Annotated in this window: 16 protein-coding genes and 1 tRNA gene; 7 read left to right on the forward strand and 10 right to left on the reverse strand. The window is 65.3% G+C overall.

The window, feature by feature from the left end; genetic code table 11:
• Nucleotides 1-55: 55 nt before the first annotated feature.
• The 7 genes from yihA to ACU0B3_RS11780 all read right to left on the reverse strand — a co-directional run bounded on the left by yihA (nt 56) and on the right by ACU0B3_RS11780 (nt 7,380).
• A complete protein-coding gene (gene yihA / locus ACU0B3_RS11750; protein WP_446261046.1) occupies nt 56-709 on the reverse strand; it encodes a ribosome biogenesis GTP-binding protein YihA/YsxC in 654 nt (217 codons plus the stop codon).
• On the reverse strand, nt 706-1,449 hold the full coding sequence (locus ACU0B3_RS11755; RefSeq protein ID WP_446261047.1) for an MOSC domain-containing protein: 744 nt from the start codon (nt 1,447-1,449) through the stop codon (nt 706-708). The genes yihA and ACU0B3_RS11755 overlap by 4 nt, the downstream gene beginning before the upstream one ends.
• Nucleotides 1,446-3,248, reverse strand: coding sequence for a membrane protein insertase YidC (yidC, locus tag ACU0B3_RS11760; RefSeq protein ID WP_446261454.1), 1,803 nt, complete (start codon nt 3,246-3,248; stop codon nt 1,446-1,448). Before yidC ends, ACU0B3_RS11755 begins: the two co-directional genes overlap by 4 nt.
• 197 nt (nt 3,249-3,445) lie before the next feature.
• Nucleotides 3,446-4,957 carry a putative bifunctional diguanylate cyclase/phosphodiesterase gene (locus ACU0B3_RS11765; RefSeq protein WP_446261048.1) on the reverse strand — a complete coding sequence of 504 codons (1,512 nt, stop codon included), beginning with the start codon at nt 4,955-4,957 and terminating at the stop codon, nt 3,446-3,448.
• 105 nt (nt 4,958-5,062) lie between these two features.
• The gene (gene ttcA / locus ACU0B3_RS11770; protein ID WP_446261049.1) at nt 5,063-5,941 is read right to left on the reverse strand and encodes a tRNA 2-thiocytidine(32) synthetase TtcA; all 879 of its coding nucleotides are present in this window, start codon (nt 5,939-5,941) and stop codon (nt 5,063-5,065) included.
• Nucleotides 5,942-6,011: 70 nt separating this feature from the next.
• Nucleotides 6,012-6,221, reverse strand: coding sequence for a hypothetical protein (locus ACU0B3_RS11775; RefSeq protein ID WP_446261050.1), 210 nt, complete (start codon nt 6,219-6,221; stop codon nt 6,012-6,014).
• Between the two features lie 7 nt (nt 6,222-6,228).
• Entirely contained in the window at nt 6,229-7,380 is a 1,152-nt protein-coding gene (locus ACU0B3_RS11780) for an aromatic ring-hydroxylating oxygenase subunit alpha (RefSeq protein ID WP_446261051.1), read from the reverse strand.
• Nucleotides 7,381-7,600: 220 nt separating this feature from the next.
• Here ACU0B3_RS11780 and ACU0B3_RS11785 point away from each other — a divergent pair, with 220 nt between their 5' ends.
• Nucleotides 7,601-9,289, forward strand: a complete 1,689-nt coding sequence (locus ACU0B3_RS11785) for a pentapeptide repeat-containing protein (protein WP_446261052.1) — start codon at nt 7,601-7,603, stop codon at nt 9,287-9,289.
• Between the two features lie 9 nt (nt 9,290-9,298).
• Here ACU0B3_RS11785 and yidD read toward each other — a convergent pair whose 3' ends face one another.
• From yidD to rpmH, 3 genes are all read right to left on the reverse strand, one after another.
• On the reverse strand, nt 9,299-9,520 hold the full coding sequence (gene yidD / locus ACU0B3_RS11790; RefSeq protein ID WP_446261053.1) for a membrane protein insertion efficiency factor YidD: 222 nt from the start codon (nt 9,518-9,520) through the stop codon (nt 9,299-9,301).
• 193 nt (nt 9,521-9,713) lie between these two features.
• Nucleotides 9,714-10,052, reverse strand: a complete 339-nt coding sequence (rnpA, locus tag ACU0B3_RS11795; protein WP_446261054.1) for a ribonuclease P protein component — start codon at nt 10,050-10,052, stop codon at nt 9,714-9,716.
• 59 nt (nt 10,053-10,111) lie between these two features.
• On the reverse strand, nt 10,112-10,246 hold the full coding sequence (gene rpmH, locus ACU0B3_RS11800; RefSeq protein WP_012177012.1) for a 50S ribosomal protein L34: 135 nt from the start codon (nt 10,244-10,246) through the stop codon (nt 10,112-10,114).
• A 295-nt stretch (nt 10,247-10,541) separates the two neighbouring features.
• Here rpmH and ACU0B3_RS11805 point away from each other — a divergent pair, with 295 nt between their 5' ends.
• From ACU0B3_RS11805 to ACU0B3_RS11830, 6 genes are all read left to right on the forward strand, one after another.
• Nucleotides 10,542-11,282, forward strand: a complete 741-nt coding sequence (locus tag ACU0B3_RS11805; RefSeq protein WP_446261055.1) for a TVP38/TMEM64 family protein — start codon at nt 10,542-10,544, stop codon at nt 11,280-11,282.
• Between the two features lie 3 nt (nt 11,283-11,285).
• Entirely contained in the window at nt 11,286-12,704 is a 1,419-nt protein-coding gene (locus tag ACU0B3_RS11810) for a dihydrolipoyl dehydrogenase family protein (protein WP_446261056.1), read from the forward strand.
• A gap of 63 nt (nt 12,705-12,767) precedes the next feature.
• The gene (locus tag ACU0B3_RS11815) at nt 12,768-14,174 is read left to right on the forward strand and encodes a sensor histidine kinase (protein WP_446261057.1); all 1,407 of its coding nucleotides are present in this window, start codon (nt 12,768-12,770) and stop codon (nt 14,172-14,174) included.
• Between the two features lie 133 nt (nt 14,175-14,307).
• Nucleotides 14,308-14,384, forward strand: a tRNA-Arg gene (locus tag ACU0B3_RS11820).
• Between the two features lie 60 nt (nt 14,385-14,444).
• Nucleotides 14,445-15,428: a glycosyl transferase family protein gene (locus ACU0B3_RS11825; RefSeq protein WP_446261058.1), complete on the forward strand. Its 984-nt coding sequence runs from the start codon at nt 14,445-14,447 to the stop codon at nt 15,426-15,428.
• On the forward strand, nt 15,425-16,342 hold the full coding sequence (locus ACU0B3_RS11830) for an NAD(P)-dependent oxidoreductase (protein ID WP_446261059.1): 918 nt from the start codon (nt 15,425-15,427) through the stop codon (nt 16,340-16,342). Before ACU0B3_RS11825 ends, ACU0B3_RS11830 begins: the two co-directional genes overlap by 4 nt.
• Nucleotides 16,343-16,644: the final 302 nt, after the last annotated feature.

Genomic DNA, 16,644 nt, shown 5'->3' on the forward strand with positions numbered 1-16,644 from the left:
GGGCCGGCCCTTCGGGGAGGATATTTTCAGCCAGAAGAAGCCGGGCCGCGGCGCGTCAGATGAGCGTGGCGATGGTGGCGCGCAGGGTGTCGATCCCGGTGCCCTTGTTGCTGGACGTCAGGATCAGCTCCGGGAAGGCGGCGGGGTGTTTGGCGAGTTTGCCGCGGACTTGGGTGAGCAGCTTGTCGTGTTCCGCGTCCTTGATCTTGTCGGCTTTGGTCAGGACGGTCTGGAAGGGGACGGCGGCGCTGTCGAGGAGGGCCATGATCTCTTCATCCACCGCCTTGATGCCGTGACGCGCGTCGATGAGGACGAAGGCGCGGCGGAGGGTCTGCCGGCCCTGGAGGTAGGATTTGAGGAGGCGCTGCCATTTGGCGACGACGTCGACGGGCGCCTTCGCGAAGCCGTAGCCGGGCAGGTCGACGAGGTAGTGGCTGTCCGAGAGGGTGAAGAAGTTGATTTCCTGTGTGCGGCCGGGCGTGTTGGAGGCACGGGCGAGGGCTTTGCGGCCTGTGACTGCGTTGATCAGCGTCGATTTGCCGACGTTGGAGCGGCCGGCAAAGCAGACTTCGAGCCGGTCGGCGGGAGGCAGGCCGGACATGGCGACGACGCCTTTGAGGAAGTCCGCGCCTTGCGCAAAGAGCTGGTGCGTCTTGGCCTGGGTCGCCGCATCGGGCGGCTCGGCGAGCGGGAAGGGCAAGCTCGTCATAGGAGCGTGACCTTGTCGCCAGGGGCGATGGTGCCGGGTTCGATCACGACCGCGCGCAGGGAGAAGTCCTGGTGGCCCCATGTTTCGAGCACGTCGAGGAGCGCGATGTCGCGCCGTCCGGTGTCGGGGTTTGCATGGGTGGCCTGGCAACGGTCGGTGCGCCCGATGCCGCGGAGCGTGGCGCTGCCGATCTGGATGTCGCGGTCCAGCCAGTCGAACTCTTCCCACGGGGCGAGGCCATCGAGCCAGACGTTGCCGCGCCAACGGTGGATCGAGAGCTCGCGCCCCGCCTTTTGCGACACGGCGCGGTGCGAGGCGAGGTTGCAGAGCGTTAAGGTTGGCTCTGGGCTGTCGGTGAAGCCTTGCGCCTTGGCCGGGATCACGCGGGTCGGCTGCGCGCGGGTCTCCGCTACAAGCGGCTTGATCCAGGCCACAAGTGCGTGCGGGTCCTGACCGGGGTGGGTGGTCAGCGTGCCAAGCTGAGGATGGGTAAAGGCGATCTCTCCGCTGGCCGGGTCGGTCTTGCAGGTCACGGCGGCAAGCGCCGGGATGCCCGCCACGCGGAGAAAGTTCTGGCAGCGCGCCCATGTGCTGCCGTCCACGGTGCTTTGCTCGTGCGCAATCCCGTAGGCGCGGTCAAACGGCAGGCAGGCGCCCGGGGTCAGTGCAGCGGAGGTGACTTCCTCCCGCCCCACGGACTTGACCGGGTAGCGCCAGATGCTGTCGACCGTCCCGGTCATTCCGCCTTTGGCTTTTTCTTGAAGCTGGCGCGGATATTGCCAAAGAGATCAGGCGTGTAACCCTGACTGCGCATGATCATGTACTGCTGCGCGAACGTGATCACGTTGTTGGCGATCCAGTAGACGATCAGGCCCGAGGCAAAGGTGCCGAGCATGAACATGAAGACCCACGGCAGCCAGGCAAAGATCATCGCCTGCGTCGGATCGGTGGGCGCCGGGTTCAGTTTCTGCTGCAGCCACATCGAGATTCCCAGCAGGATCGGCAACACGCCGAGGCTGAAGATGAAAAAGAGCGAGCCCGGGTCCGGCGTGTCATAGGGCAGGAGGCCGAACAGGTTGAGGATCGACAAGGGATCGGGCGCCGAGAGGTCTTCGATCCATCCGAACCACGGCGCGTGCCGCAAATCGAGGGTGACAAAGATCACCTTGTAGAGCGAAAAGAAGATCGGAATTTGCAGAAGGATCGGCAGACAGCCCGCGGCGGGGTTCACCTTTTCCTTCTTGTAGAGCGCCATCATCTCTTGCTGGAGCTTCTGGCGGTCGTCTCCCGAGCGCTCCTTGATCTTTTCCATCTCGGGCTGGAGCTCTTTCATCTTGGCCATCGAGACGTAGGATTTGTAGGCCAGCGGGAACAGGATCGCCTTGATCAGCAGGGTGAGCCCGATGATCGCCCAACCCATGTTGCCGATCAGCAGGAAGAGCCAGTGCAGGACCTGGAAGATCGGTTTGGTCAGAAAGAAGAACCAGCCCCAGTCGATCGAGTCCTCGAAGCCCTCGACCCCAGCGTCCTGGTAGGCCTGGATTGACTCCCACTCCTTGGCCCCTGCAAAAAGCTGCGTGGTGACGGCGGTTGTGGCGCCAGGCTCGAGCGTTTGCGTCGGCAGCACGGCCTCGGTCTGGTAGATGTTGCGTGTGTCGATGTACTTGGCCGAGGCGCGGAAGGGCGTGCCCGGCTGTGGGATGAGCGTGGCCATCCAGTAGTGGTCGGTAAACCCGATCCAGCCGTTTTCCTCGATAGCGATGGTTTCCGAACGCGCGCCACGGGCGTCGGGCTCGTAATCCTCCATGTCGCCGTAGTCGATCTCGGCGAGCTCTCCGTCGCCCATGCGGATGGCACCTTCGTGCAGGATGAAGAAGTTCTTGAGATCGGCGGGCTGGCCGTGCCGGGCGAGGATGCCGTAGGGCGCCAGCGAGACGGCGGTGCCGGTCGGGTTGGTCACCTCCTGTGTGACGGTAAACATGTAGTCGGCGTCGACGGCGATGGTGCGCGTGAACTGCAGCCCGCTGGCGCCGGTCCAGGTGAGCCGCACGGGCGTGTCTGGCGTGAGGGTTTCGCCGCTGGCTTGCGTCCAGAGCGACCGCGGTCCGGGCACGTCGTTTGCGGTGAGACCGCCGCCCGGCGCCCAGCCGTAGAGCGCGTAGTAGGCGTTCGCGCTGCCGACCGGCGACAGGAGCGACACGGTGGGCGATCCCTCGTCGATGGTTTCGCGGTAGTCCTTGAGCCGGAGGGTGTCGATGCGACCGCCGGCAAGGGAGATCGACCCGTCGAGCCGGCCGGTTTCGATGCCGATGCGCGGAGCCTCGACTGCGTCGGACGAGGCGGAAGACGGCGCGGCGGTGGCGGCTTCTCCGTCGACGGTGGGGGCTGCCGCCGGGGCGAGTTGCTCTTCGATGGAGGCGCTGTCCGCGCCCGGAACCGGCTCGGTCGGCTCGGGCGGCGGAAACAGGACGAACCACACGAGGATCACCAAAAAGCTGAGCGCCGTGGCCAGAATGAGATTCCGGTTCTGTTCGTCCATTGCGTGGCTCCACCCGTCCGAGGTCCAATTGGCCCGGTTCAACAGGTGAGGCCCGCAAAGGTCAAGCCGAATCGCGCCCGGCGGGGTGTGCCGGGCGGTCGCGTGCTAAGGTGTTCGGAAAGGGGTGTGGCGATCGCGACTTGCCGCGCGCCGAATGTTGGCCCCCCGGCCCGTTCGTGGGCCGGGGGTGTCTTGTTTCAGCCGGTTTTGCGGCCGATTGTCGGGATCTTTTGCTGCTCGGCAGTGTGCTGGGTGAGCCAGGCGATGGTCTTTTCAAACGGCATGGGGCGCGAGATGCCGAAGCCTTGCACGGCGCTGCAGCCCAGCTGTGCGACCATGGCGTGCTCGCCGGGGGTCTCGATGCCTTCGGCCAGCGTCTCTAGACCCAGACGTTCGGACATGGTCAGGATCGCGGCGATCATGCGTTGTTGGTCGTCGGACTGGTCGGCGTTGGTGACAAAGGAGCGGTCGATCTTGAGCCGGGTGACCGGGAAGCGACGCAGCGAGGAGATCGACGTGCTGCCTGTGCCGAAATCGTCGAGGTCGATGGCGCATCCCAGCTGTGCCAGCCGGCGGATGTTGCAGGCGGTGATGTCATCGGGCGCGCGGGAGACGACGTTCTCGAGGATTTCGACGCAGAGCCGGTCGGCGGCAATGTCGTAGCGGTCGAGCGCCCATTCGATCCGGTCCACGAGGCGCGGATTGCGCAGCTCGTCGGCGGTAAAATTGACGCCCACACGGGGGACGAAGATCCCGGCCCGGTCCCAGGCCGAGATGGCCGCGAGAGACTGGTTGAGGATCGACTGGCCGAGGCGGTCGAGCTGGCCATTGCGCTCCATCAGCGGCAGGAACTCACCCGGAGGCACCATGCCGCGATTTGGATGGCGCCAGCGGGCCAGCGCCTCGAAGCCGAGGACCTCGCCGGTCTCCGTGCTGACCTGCGGCTGGAACCACGCCTGGAACTGGTCCGCCTCAAGCGCCTGAGCGATGTCGGCGGAGAGCATGGCGCGCTCTTTGTGCACGGTTTGTACTTCGTCCGAATAGGCGCGAATGGTCGACGGGCCGTGCCGCTGCGCCTCGCTGAGGGCGACAAGCGACGCGGCGTGCAGCGATTTCGCGTCCTGCTCGGTGCTGGCACGGGACATGCTGAACCCGACCGAGCAGCTGATGTAGTAGGTGTTCCCGCTCAGCGTGATGGGTTCGGCCACGGCGGACTGCATGCGGGACGACAGGCGGATACATGTCTCGAGGTCGAGATCGCGCACCGGGTCGAGTGCCACGGAAAAGCGGTGATCGCCCGAGCGGCAGACCAACTCCCGGTCGCGGGTCACCCCCTGAAGGCGCCGCGCCGCGCGCGAGAGCAGTGCCTCGCTCAGCTCGGGCCCGTGTTTGTCGGCAAGCGCGCCGAACTCGTCGAGTTCCAGCGTGAAGCAGGCCGTCTTGCGCCCCGAGGCGGGCAGACCCTTGAGGAAGATGTCGAGCGCCGCGAGGAATTGCCCACGGTGCACGAGCCCGGTGATCGAGTCGCGCATGCCGCCGGTGTCACCAGTCGGAGCGCGCCATGGATCGACGAGCGCGACAACCACGGGGCCAGCAAGGGCAAAGGCGATCAGCGCCACCTCGCCCCCCATCCAGAATGCCGCGAGCACGCCGGCGGGGTAAAAGGCCATCAATTGCGGACCGGCAAGCCCCGCGCGCACACGGTCCATGCCCTGGGAAATACGAGTTTTCAGCGAAACGATCATAAGCAACCCTCTGCAGCAGAGAATGTTCTGCATTCGGGCACAAACTAGGAACAAACCGTGATCGACCGGTTAACTTGGCTCGGATTTTTGGGCGACAACGCGGCGCGGGTCGGGATTTTCGAGGCTAAGCCCTGAAAAATCAAAGAGCTTTGGATCCAAAAGATGTGACGGGCGCGCGTTCATCAGGGCGCGGAACATCACCTGGCGGCGGCCGGGGCTGTTCTTTTCCCAGCCGTCGAGAATCGCTTTGACCTGCTGGCGCTGCAGCCCGTCCTGGCTGCCGCAGAGGTCGCACGGGATGATCGGGTAGCCCATTGCGGCGGCGAATTTCTCGCAATCGGTCTCGGCGACATGGGCGAGGGGGCGGAAGACGAAGAGGTCTTTCTCCTCGTTCACCAGCTTCGGCGGCATGGTGGCCAGACGCCCGCCGTGAAAGAGGTTCATGAAGAACGTCTCGAGGATGTCGTCGCGGTGGTGGCCGAGCACGACGGCGCTGCAGCCCTCTTCGCGGGCGATCCGGTAGAGGTTGCCGCGGCGCAGGCGCGAGCAGAGGGCGCAGAACGTCCGGCCCTCGGGCACCTTGTCCATGACGATGGAGTAGGTGTCCTGGTACTCGATCCGGTGCGGAACGCCCATACGCTCGAGAAACGCGGGCAGCACGGTCGCGGGAAAGCCCGGCTGGCCCTGGTCGAGGTTGCACGCCAGGATGTCGACGGGCAGGAGGCCGCGCCATTGCAGCTCGTGGAGGATCGCGAGGAGCGTGTAGCTGTCCTTGCCGCCCGACAGACACACCAGCCATTTCTGGCGCGGGGCGTCCGGGTCGACCATCCGATACTGCTCGACCGCCTCGCGCACGTTCTGCACCAGCCGCTTGCGCAGCTTGCGGAACTCGGTGGTCTTGGGCGCGCCGTGGAACAGCGGATGGATGTCGTCGCAATCGTCGAGCATGGGGTGGGGGTGGCCTTTGTGCCGGCCGCTGTCAAGCGAGGATGGGTGCAAGCACGCCATCCTACGGGTGTCAAACCCGGCCTGCCGCCTTGAGCCTGGCGTGGAGCGCGGGTGCGGCGGGATCGCCCGTTTCGAGTGCGAAGACGTAGGCGTGGGTGAGAAAGAACGCGGCGGCGTCCGGGTCCCCAGCTGCATCGGCGGCTACGGTGTAAAGCGTCACAAGCTGGTGTTTGTCGCCGCGCGCGTGGGCGGCGAGGAGTGCCGCGCCGAGGTCCGTCATGCGTGCGTCATTCGGCGGCGAGCCTTTGGCGTGCGGCGGTCATCTGATCTGCCACCCAAGCGTGAAAGCAGTGCGTCGGGCCGTCCATCGCCGGGCTGAAGCGCCCGCCGTCGAAGCCGGGCCCATGCCGCCCGCGCTGCATGCCTTCGACGACAAAAATGTCTTCCTCGAACACGGTCTTCCATTGCGCGGTGTTCGCGGCGCGGAGGGCGTCGTCCGTGTGTTCGGAGGCGTAGTAGAGGTGGATGTGCTCCACCGTGCGGTCCACGTCCCGAGGGTCGAGGATGATGGCAAAGGCGTGGTCGCGCTGGGCGCCGAGCAGCACGTTGGGGTAGACGGTGATGTATTCCGCGCCCTCGTCCCACTTTTCGGAAAGGGCGGGAAAGTCGGGGAAGGTCTCGCCCTTTGCACCGGTCAGCTGGCGGTAGACCAGCGTGCCTTGGCCTGAGTAGCGCCCGGGTTCTTCGATGTTGTAGTGGTCCTCGAGCCGCGAGTAGCTGTTGAGGCCGGGATGGACCCACGGGAGGTGGTAGCTCTCGCAGTAATTCTCGACCGCGAGTTTCCAGTTGGTCTGGACCTCGAGCGTGATCGTGCTGTCCGCACCGCCGTGTACCATCGGCGCGGCGCCGAACTCGGACCAGCGGGCAATGAGGTCGGCGTGCACCTCCTCGAACGGGGCGGCGGTGCCGGAGACGTTGACGAAGACGACGTCGCGCCAGATGTGGCTGCGGATTTCGATCAATCCGAGGGTCGCCTTGTCGAGCTTGTCGTGGGTGTTCATGCCGGGGCCGCCCACGTGCGGCGTCGCCACGAGGTCGCCTTTCGTCGAGTAGCACCACGAGTGGTAAGGGCAGCGGATGGCGCCCTCGATCTTGCGCGGTTCCTCGACGAGGATCATCCCGCGGTGCCGGCAGGTGTTCTGGAAGACGCGGACGATGCCGTCCCTGTCGCGCAGCAGCAGCAGAGGCAGGCCGAGAAAGGTGATCGGCTTTGCATCGCCGGGCTCGGGCACGTCAGCTGCAACCGCAAGGCCCGCCCAAGTGCCGAAGAGAAGCGCGCTCTTTTCCTCGTTAAAGACGTCCGGGTCGACGTAGTGCGCGTTTGGCAGGCCCTGCGCCTCGGCGATGGGACGGATGACGTTGGACAGATCGGTGCTCATCGGCGCAGCTCCCCGGCAGTGATGCTGAACCGACCTTGGCACTTTGTATCGGCGCCGACTTTTCTCACCGCGACGATGATGGTCCGGGTGCGACTTCGATGTGGGCGCGTGATGGCCGGGGCATTGTCTTTGTTGGCTCTCTCGGCCTGTTGCCAGACGCGCGGTCCGCTGCCATCGTTCGGGCATGTCCCCCGCAAGCGGGTCCTTAGGGAGCTGACGCATGGTAGACGAACCGGCCACGGACGACAGCGCGGCAGAGACGCCGCGCAGCGAAAGTCGCGCAAGCAGCCGCGGGGTCGGCGTTCCGCTGGGCATGCTCATCTTTGTCTTTGGAACGGCGGCGGGGTTCCTGCTGGCGTTCTCCGGGCTTGGCCTGATCGAAGACACCGCGGGCATCGTGCTGCTGGCGTTCCTGTGTGTGCTGATGTTCATCGGGGCGTTCGGCCTTCTGTTGGTGATCTTTCGCAAGCCGCTTCTGCGCCGCCTTTTTGGTTTCGCCGAAACGCAGCTCGAGCTCTTTTCCGAGCCGCTGTCGCGGGTCACGCGCGGGGCGATCGACCGCAACCCGCGTGCCGCGACCGACGCGGCGCGCGACCTCGTGCATATGGCGCTGGCGCGTTACGCGTGGATTTCGACCCGCCGGTGGATCATCGGCTCGCTGACGGCGCTGATCGCGGCGATGGCGGCGCTTGCGGGGACGGCGCTGCTCTTTCGGCAGAACGTGCTGCTGCAGGAACAATCGGTGCTCTTTGCGGAGCAGAACCTGCGCATCGACAATCAAATCCAGCTCGAGACTTACGGTGTGCAGCTCGCTGAGGCTGCGCGCAATGCGCAGCTTGCGGTCGAGATTACGGCGCTTGCAGGTCTTCTGGGGGAGCGGGTGAATGCCGCGCAGCCGGGTGCCTCGGCAGAGGCTTTGCCGCTGCTCGACCCTTTTGCCGACATCGACCTTGGCCTCTTGATGCGCATCACCTCGGCGTCGCGGGCGACGAAGCCCTACCGGTTCCTCGAGACGGGTCTCAATCCTCAGGACCAAAGCGGGGTGATCCGTGCTGCGATGGAGCGCCGACGAGACGACTTGCCCGAGACGTTCGAGCGGCTCGGCGCGACCTTCGGCTTCGATGGCCCGCTCCCCGATACCGGCAGTGTGGCGCTCAACGACCGCCCGGCCAGCCCGGAGCGCGGGCAGCTTTTTGAGGCGATGACCAACGCAGGTATCCGCGCGTTCGAGCGGTTCAACCTCTATGGGCTTGATTTCAGCTATGCGCACGCACCGGGCTTGCGCCTCTACCAGACATCGTTTCAAGGTGGCGAGCTGAGCTACGCCGCCCTGGATTTTGCGCAGGTGTTCGAGAGCGACTTTGCCGGCAGCTTCATGTTCAACGCGCGGATGCGCCGCGCGCAGATGCGGGACACCAACTTTGGCGCGTTGCCGGGCAGCGCGATCAACCCGCCATTTGCGCCCGACGTGCCGCTTTATGTGACGACGCTGACAGGCGCCGATTTCACGGCCGCCATGATCCGGCGCGGCAGCTTTGCTGCAATCAACGGCCTGGCGATGAACTTTGACGAAGCTGTCCTGATCGGCACGGATTTCACGGATGCGGCGATTGCGGCCAGCACGTTTCGCGGCGCAGCCGTCTTTGACGTGAACTTTACGGGTGCCGACCTGCGCTCGGTCGATTTCGACGGCGCCTATGTCATCGGAGCGGACGCGATGGAGCGTTTCGCCGCCACCGCCGCACCGGGCAGTTTCAGGCCCGAGCGTTTTGCGCTCGACCGGATCGAGCCTACGGAGGCGTTCGACAACACGGCGCTCTTTCAGAACGTGGAGGTGGAAGAGCTTTTGCAGCTCGCTGGCGCTGCCGGCATCTTTCGCGTGCGCCGCGTTGCGCCGTTCGAAAACTGACAGTCAGGACTAGTCCGGCACGTTGTCGATGCCTGACCCACCCCACGGATGACACCGCCCGATACGCCGGAGGGTGAGCCAAGTGCCTTTGACGCCCCCGTGCTTCTCGAGCGCTTCGAGCGCGTAGGCCGAACAGGTTGGCTGAAACCGGCAGCCGTGGCCGACCCAGGGCGAGCCGATCAGCCGGTAGGCGCGGATCGGAAGGGCGACGATATGGGCGAGCGGTGTCATCAAATTGTTAGGGCAGTCTTGAGTGGTTTGGGCAGGAATTAGGTATTTTTGAACCAGAGAAGCAAGAGACCGCGCCTCAATTGGAGACCTTGGTTCTTCTTCTGGCTAAAGGCTCCGCCTGTACCCAAGCGAAACGCTCCACTGGAGCGTTTCCGGGAAGCCTGGTCACTCCCCGCCGGAGGCTCCGACGGTTCTAGGCGCGCTGCAGGTGAAGTCTGGAGAGGGCCGTTTTCAAATCCTGCTTTAAGTCGGCGAACGCGATTTGTCCCGTTACGTCCGCCCGGCCGATCAGAACGTAGTCGTGGCCGGGGCGCCCGTCGCGCGGCAGCAGGTCGCGGGCGACCTCGCGGAGGCGGCGTTTCGCGCGATTGCGGGCGACGGCGTTGCCGACTTTCTTGGAGCAAGTGAAGCCGATGCCGATGTGTGGGCTTTCGTCGTTGCGAGGCCGCATCTGCACGATCATCGAGGGCATGGCCGCTTTGCGGCCACGCGCGGCGGCGAAGAACTGGCTGCGTTTGCGCAGGACCTCCAACGGCAAAGGGCCCGCGTCCTCGTGAGGGGCGGGCCGTGTCGTGGTCATAGGGGGAAGGCTTACGCGCTGAGCGACTTCCGGCCGCGGGCGCGGCGGGCGTTCAGGATCTTGCGGCCGGCCTTGGTGGCCATGCGCGCGCGGAAGCCGTGGCGGCGTTTGCGCACAAGGTTGGAAGGTTGGAACGTGCGTTTCATCGCGTCTCTCCGTCTGTCGGGCGCCCTCCGGTCCTCGGATTCGCGCAGCCGTCACATGTCAGAGCCGCCGAATACGCGGGCGATGTTTCAAAGTCAAACGGGCTTGGCGTGAAAGATGTCAGTTTTTGCCGCTCTTTTCACGCGCCCGTCATCGCAGCAGAGCGGTTTCGTGAAGCGGGCGCCAATTGTTTCAATCCCGTCGTCACCGGTGATCAACGGCGCGTGAGGGGGAGTATCGCGGACTGCCCGGCTGCGTCAGGTATGTGGCCAAGGACAGACAAAAAAGGCTACCACGATGACCGAGATGACAGAGACAGCACCACCGCCCAAAGGCGGGCTCAAATCCAAACTCCCGCTGCTGGCGATCGCGGCAGCGGCGGTTGTGGGGTACTTCACGCTGGGCGATTACCTCAGCTTTCAGACGCTGGCGGACAACCGCGAGGCGTTGATCGGGTTTCGGGACGACAATTACCTGCTGACGGTGCTGGTGTTCATCGCCGCTTACACGCTGATCGTGGCGTTGTCGCTGCCCGGCGCGACGATTGCGACGCTGACGGGCGGCTTTCTCTTCGCAACCTTCCCGGGCGCGCTTTTCAACATCATCGGGGCGACGCTGGGCGCGATTGCGATCTTTCAGGCGGCGCGTATGGGGTTCGGCAAGCAGCTGGGCGCCAAGCTCGAGGCAAGCGAGGGCATGGTCAAGAAGATCAAGGACGGCCTCGACGAGAACCAGTGGTCGATGCTCTTCCTGCTGCGGCTGGTGCCGGCGGTGCCGTTCTTTATGGCGAACCTCATCCCGTCGTTCCTCGGCGTGCCGCTGAGCCGCTTTGCCATCACTACCTTTGTCGGGATCATTCCGGGGGCTGTCGTCTACACCTCCGTGGGGGCGGGCCTTGGCGAGGTCTTCGAGCGCGGCGAGACGCCGAACCTTGGCATCATCTTTGAGCCGCATGTGATCCTGCCGATCCTTGGCCTCTGTGTGCTGGCGGCGCTGCCGATCCTTCTGAAGGCCGTGCGCGGCAAGAAAGGGCTCTGAGAGATGAAACAGGTCAAGACAGACATTCTCGTGATCGGTGCCGGCTCGGCCGGGCTCTCGGTCGCAGCCGGAGCGGTCCAGATGGGCGCCAAGGTGGTCATGCTCGAAGGGCACAAGATGGGCGGCGATTGCCTCAACTTTGGCTGCGTCCCTTCGAAGGCGCTGATCGCCAGCGGCAAGACGGCCCACGCCATGACCCACGCCAGCGACTACGGCATCGCCAATGTGACCCCAAAGGTCGACTATGCAGCGGCAAAGGACCACGTGCATGACGTGATCGCCCAGATCGCACCCGTCGACAGCCAGGAGCGGTTCGAAGGTTTGGGCGTCGAGGTGATCCGCGAGTACGGGCGTTTCATCGACAAGGACACGGTAGAGGCCGGGGACACCCGCATCACCGCCCGCCGCATCGTGATTGCCACAGGCTCCTCACCCTTTGTGCCGCAGATCCCGGGGCTCGAGAACGTGCCTTACGAGACCAACGAGACGATCTTTGACCTGCGCGAACAGCCGGAGCACTTGCTGGTGGTCGGTGGCGGGCCCATCGGAATGGAGATGGCGCAGGCGCATGTGCGGCTCGGCTCCAAGGTCACGGTGGTCGAAGGCGCCAAGGCGCTGGGTAAGGATGACCCCGAGATGGCCGAAGTCGTGCTCGAGAACCTCCGCGCCGAGGGTGTGGAGATCGCAGAAGACGCTTTGGCGCAGGAAATCCGAGGCCAAGCGGGCGCTATCGAGATTGAGACCAAGGATGGCCGCATCTTCAAAGGCTCGCACCTTTTGATGGCCGTGGGGCGCAAGTCGAACACCGACAAGCTGAACCTCGAGGCGGCGGGGATCGAAACGACGCGCACGGGCATCAAGGTCGACGCCAGCCTCAAGACGACCAACCGCAAGGTCTACGCCATCGGCGATGTCGCGGGCGGGCTGCAGTTCACGCACGTGGCGGGGTATCACGCCGGGATCATCATCCGCTCGGCGGTGTTGGGTCTGCCGGCCAAGGCCACGACACGGCACATTCCCTGGGCAACCTACACCGACCCCGAGTTGAGCCAGGTCGGCCTGACCGAAGCGCAGGCCAAGAAGGAGCACGGCGACAAGGTCGAGGTGGTGCGCTTCCACTACAGCCACAACGACCGGGCTATCGCGGAGCGCAAGACCACCGGCCTGATCAAGGTCATGGTGGTCAAGGGCCGCCCGGTGGGTGTCTCCATCGCGGGCTATCAGGCGGGCGAGCTGATCAACCTCTGGGCGATGGTGATCGCCAACAAGATGAAGATGAGCCAGGTCGCCGCCATGGTCGCGCCCTACCCGACGGTGGGCGAGATCAACAAGCGCGCGGCGGGGGCGTATTTCTCCCCACGCCTCTTCGAGAACGACCGGCTCAAGGGCTTTGTGCGCTTCGTGCAGAAATGGCTGCCTTGAGGCGGAACGTGATTTGATCCGGGGGCGGGGGGTGGCTACACCTCCCGCAGACGCATGCGCAAAATGTTCAATTCCCTTTCCGGTCGCTTCCTGCTGCTCACGACGATCTTCGTCTTCGTGGCCGAAGTGCTGATCTTTGTCCCCTCGGTGGCGCGCTACCGGGAGGATTATATCCTGGCGCGGCTCGAGCGCTCTCAGATCGCCTCGCTGACGCTGCTGGCCGCCGAGATGATCGACACCGAGCTCGAGGAAGAGCTTTTGCAGAACGCGGGCGTTTTCAACATCGTGCTGCGGCGCGATGCGGCGCGGCAACTGATCCTGTCCTCGCCGCTGCCGCTGGATGTGGCGGCGAGTTACGACCTGCGCGATGCGCCCGCCTACGTGCTGATCCGCGATGCGCTGATGCGGCTGGTGACCACCGAGCGCGAGATGATCCGCGTGATCGGCACGCCAGTGCAAGATGCGGGGCTGGTGATCGAGGCGACGATGGACAGCGCGCCCCTGAGGGCGGCGATGATCGATTATGGTCTGCGCATCCTCGTACTTTCGGCCATCATCTCGATCTTTACCGCGACGCTGCTGTTTCTTGCGGTGCGGGTGCTGATCGTGCGCCCGATCACGGGCGTGGTCGATCACATGCAATCTTATGCGGCCGCACCAGAGGACGCACGCCGGATCATCCAGCCCACCGCCTCGGTGACCGAGCTGCGCGAGGCCGAAGAGGCGCTGCAATCCATGCAAACCCAACTGACGGCCTCGCTGCGCCAACGCGAGCGGCTCGCGCAGCTGGGGGAGGCGGTCGCCAAGGTCTCACACGATCTGCGCAACATCCTGACCTCGGCGCAGCTTTTCACCGACCGGATCGAGCAATCCGAAGACCCCACCGTCCGGCGCATGGCGCCCAAGCTGGTGAACTCGATCCGGCGCGCGGTCACGCTCTGCGAATCGACGCTCGCCTTTGGGCGGGCCGAAGAGCCGGCGCCCAAGCTGTCGATCGTGCCGCTGGGCATGATCGTCGACGACGTCTTCCAGTCCGAGCGGCTCGCGGTCGGTGACTATGACCTGACCTTTGTCGATGAGGTGCCGCCGAGGCTCGACGTGCGCGCCGATCCAGAGCAGCTTTACCGCGCACTCGGGAACTTGGTGCGCAACGCCCGGCAGGTCATCATGGCAACGACCAAACCCGGGACGATCACCATTGCGGCCTCCGAGAGCGACGACGCCTGGCAGATCACCGTCAGCGACACCGGCCCGGGCCTGCCGCCCAAGGCGCAAGACAACCTCTTCAAGGCGTTCGCCGGCGGCGCGCGCAAGGGCGGGACCGGCCTCGGCCTGACCATCGTGCAGGAGCTGATCCGCGGCCACGGCGGCACGATTTCACTGGCCGCCAGTTCCGAGGACGGCACCGTCTTCGAGATCGTCCTGCCGAAGGGCACCATCCTCAACGCCGTACGGGACAGCACCGCCTGAGATGGGTGCCGGCCAGCCGCGTGAGGGCTGCGGGCGCGGCGCAAAGCACCCATCCTACGGATCGCCGGCGCGCAACAAAACCTCGCCGTTTCCACTTGCAAAGCCCGGCCCTCGGGTCTATCGACACGCCAACGCACCGGTAGCTCAGCTGGATAGAGTACTTGACTACGAATCAAGGGGTCGGGGGTTCGAATCCTCCCCGGTGCGCCATTTACTCAGACATTCCAGCGGTTTAGACCCTCTTTGGTGGCTGCCAGAGGAGGCGGGTTCATGTCTGACCCCCGCACAGCGCTTGCACCTTTTGTGCGCATCCTGGGTCGAGGACCCGGCCGGTCCCGCGCGCTCACCCGCGAGGAGGCGCAGGAGGCGTTTTCCCTGATCCTTGGCGGTCAGACGGCGCCAGAGGCGGTGGGCGGCCTCTTGATGCTCATGCGGTTCCGCGGCGAAAGCCCGCCCGAAATCGCCGGCGCGGTCGATGCGGTGCGCGGGGCTTGCGCCGGGTGGGACGATCTGGGCGTCGCGCTTGACTGGCCAAGCTATGCCGCCGGACGGTCGCGCGGCGCGCCTCTCTTTCTGCTGGCCGCCAAGCTGGTGGCGGGGGCGGGACATAAGGTGCTGCTGCACGGCTGGAATTCGCACCAGGCATCGGTGGCGGACGTACGTGCGGCCTTGCCGGGGTTGGAGATCCCGAGCGTCGAAACGCCGGACAGCGCGCGCGCCGCGCTGGGCGCGCAGAACATCTGCTATGTCCCGATCGAGGTGATGGCCCCCGAGGCGTTTGCGCTGTTACGGCTGCGTGACGTGCTGGGCCTGAGGTCGTGCATCAACACGGTGCTGCGGATGCTCAACCCGGCTGGCGCGCCTGTCGCGGTGCAGGGCGTCTTTCACCCGCCTTACCGCGATTTGCAGGCCGAGGCTGGCGCGCTGCTTGGCCGGGAGCGCATCACGATCATCAAGGGCGGCGGCGGTGAGTTCGAGCGGCATCCGGGCAAGGGCGCGCAGGTCTTCGGCTTGGCGGATGGCGCGGTGTTCGACGCGCCCGTGCCGGGCCTGCTGGAGGCGACGCGCAAGCTGCACGAACCGGACGCGCCGCACCCGCCCTTGGCGGACCTTTGGAGCAGTGCTCGGCAGGACGCATTTGCGGAGGCGGTGGTGATCGGCACGGCGGGCCTGGCGCTCTGGTCGCTGGGGTCCGCGGAGACGCCCGAAGCAGGCGACGCATTGGCGCGCGAGCTTTGGGAGCGGCGGTCGTGAAGACCTTTCCCATGTTCGTGCAGATGGCCGGCCGGCGGGTGGTGATCCTTGGCGGGGGCGAGGAGGCCGCGCAAAAGGTGCGCCTTTTCTCCAAGACCGAAGCCGAGCTGGTTGTGGCGTCCACCGAGCTGGTGCCGGAGCTGCAAACGGCCTCGGACGAAGGGCGGATCACGCACCATGCGGGCGGGCTGACGCGAGAGTTTTTCGAGGGCGCCGCCCTTGTCGTCATCGGCACGGGCTGCTGCATGAACGACCGGGTGCTGCACCTTTTGGCCAAGGACTTCGGCGCGCTTGTGAACGTCGTCGACCGGCCTGCGCTGTGCGATGCGATCACCCCCTCGATTGTGGATCGCGACCCGGTCGTCGTCGCCATCGGCACCGAAGGCGCGGCGCCCGTATTGGGCCAGCAGATCAAGCGGCGGGTCGATGCCTTTCTCGAACCGAACCTCGGCGCCCTGACGGCACATGTCGGCGCTTTGCGCCCGCGTGTGGCGGAGGTGTTCGACGGCCGGGCGCGCCGTGATTTCTACCGGTGGGTGTTCGAAGGTCCTCCCCGCCAGCTGCATGCGGCTGGCGATGCCGATGCGGCTCTGGCGATGATCGAAGACGCGCTCACGAAAGGGTCTTGGACCGCACCTGAGGGGTCAATTGCCGTGGTCGAAGCTGTGCCGGGCACGTCCGACCTGATCTCTCTGCGCGGCGTCGCCCGTCTGCAAGCTGCCGACCGTATTCTGTACGCGCCTCAGCTGACTGAGTATCTCGATCTTGCGCGCCGCGATGCGGAGAGGGAGGCCGTTGGGGATTGGGAGAGCGTCGCCGCCGAGGAAGGTGAGACTTTGGTGTGCTTGGTCGAGGTTGGGCAGGGTCTTGCTCTTACCGATCACCTCCACGCTGAGCTGATCAAAGGTCCTTAGCGTTGGTTCTCTTACGTATGCGGAATCAAGGCGAAGCCGCCGCACATCGACGGGCCGCCTATCGCACCGAAGGTGCGCCATTGATCATTGGCACGCCTCCCGCGTGACGGCACGTTGATACGTTGACGTCAGTGCCTCGCTCGGAGGTCGTCCGGACTTGGCTTGGATAAAGGTGCATAGAACGGCCGGTGGCTCGACGCGCCGCGGCCCGTCGATGTACTTGCGCTCAAATTCACCGGTTTCCGGTTGAGTCAAAACTGCCTCGACGCGCTCAAGGCTGCGAAGTGAAACGGTGGCACTCC

It is taken from the genome of Pseudaestuariivita sp. (assembly GCF_052825805.1).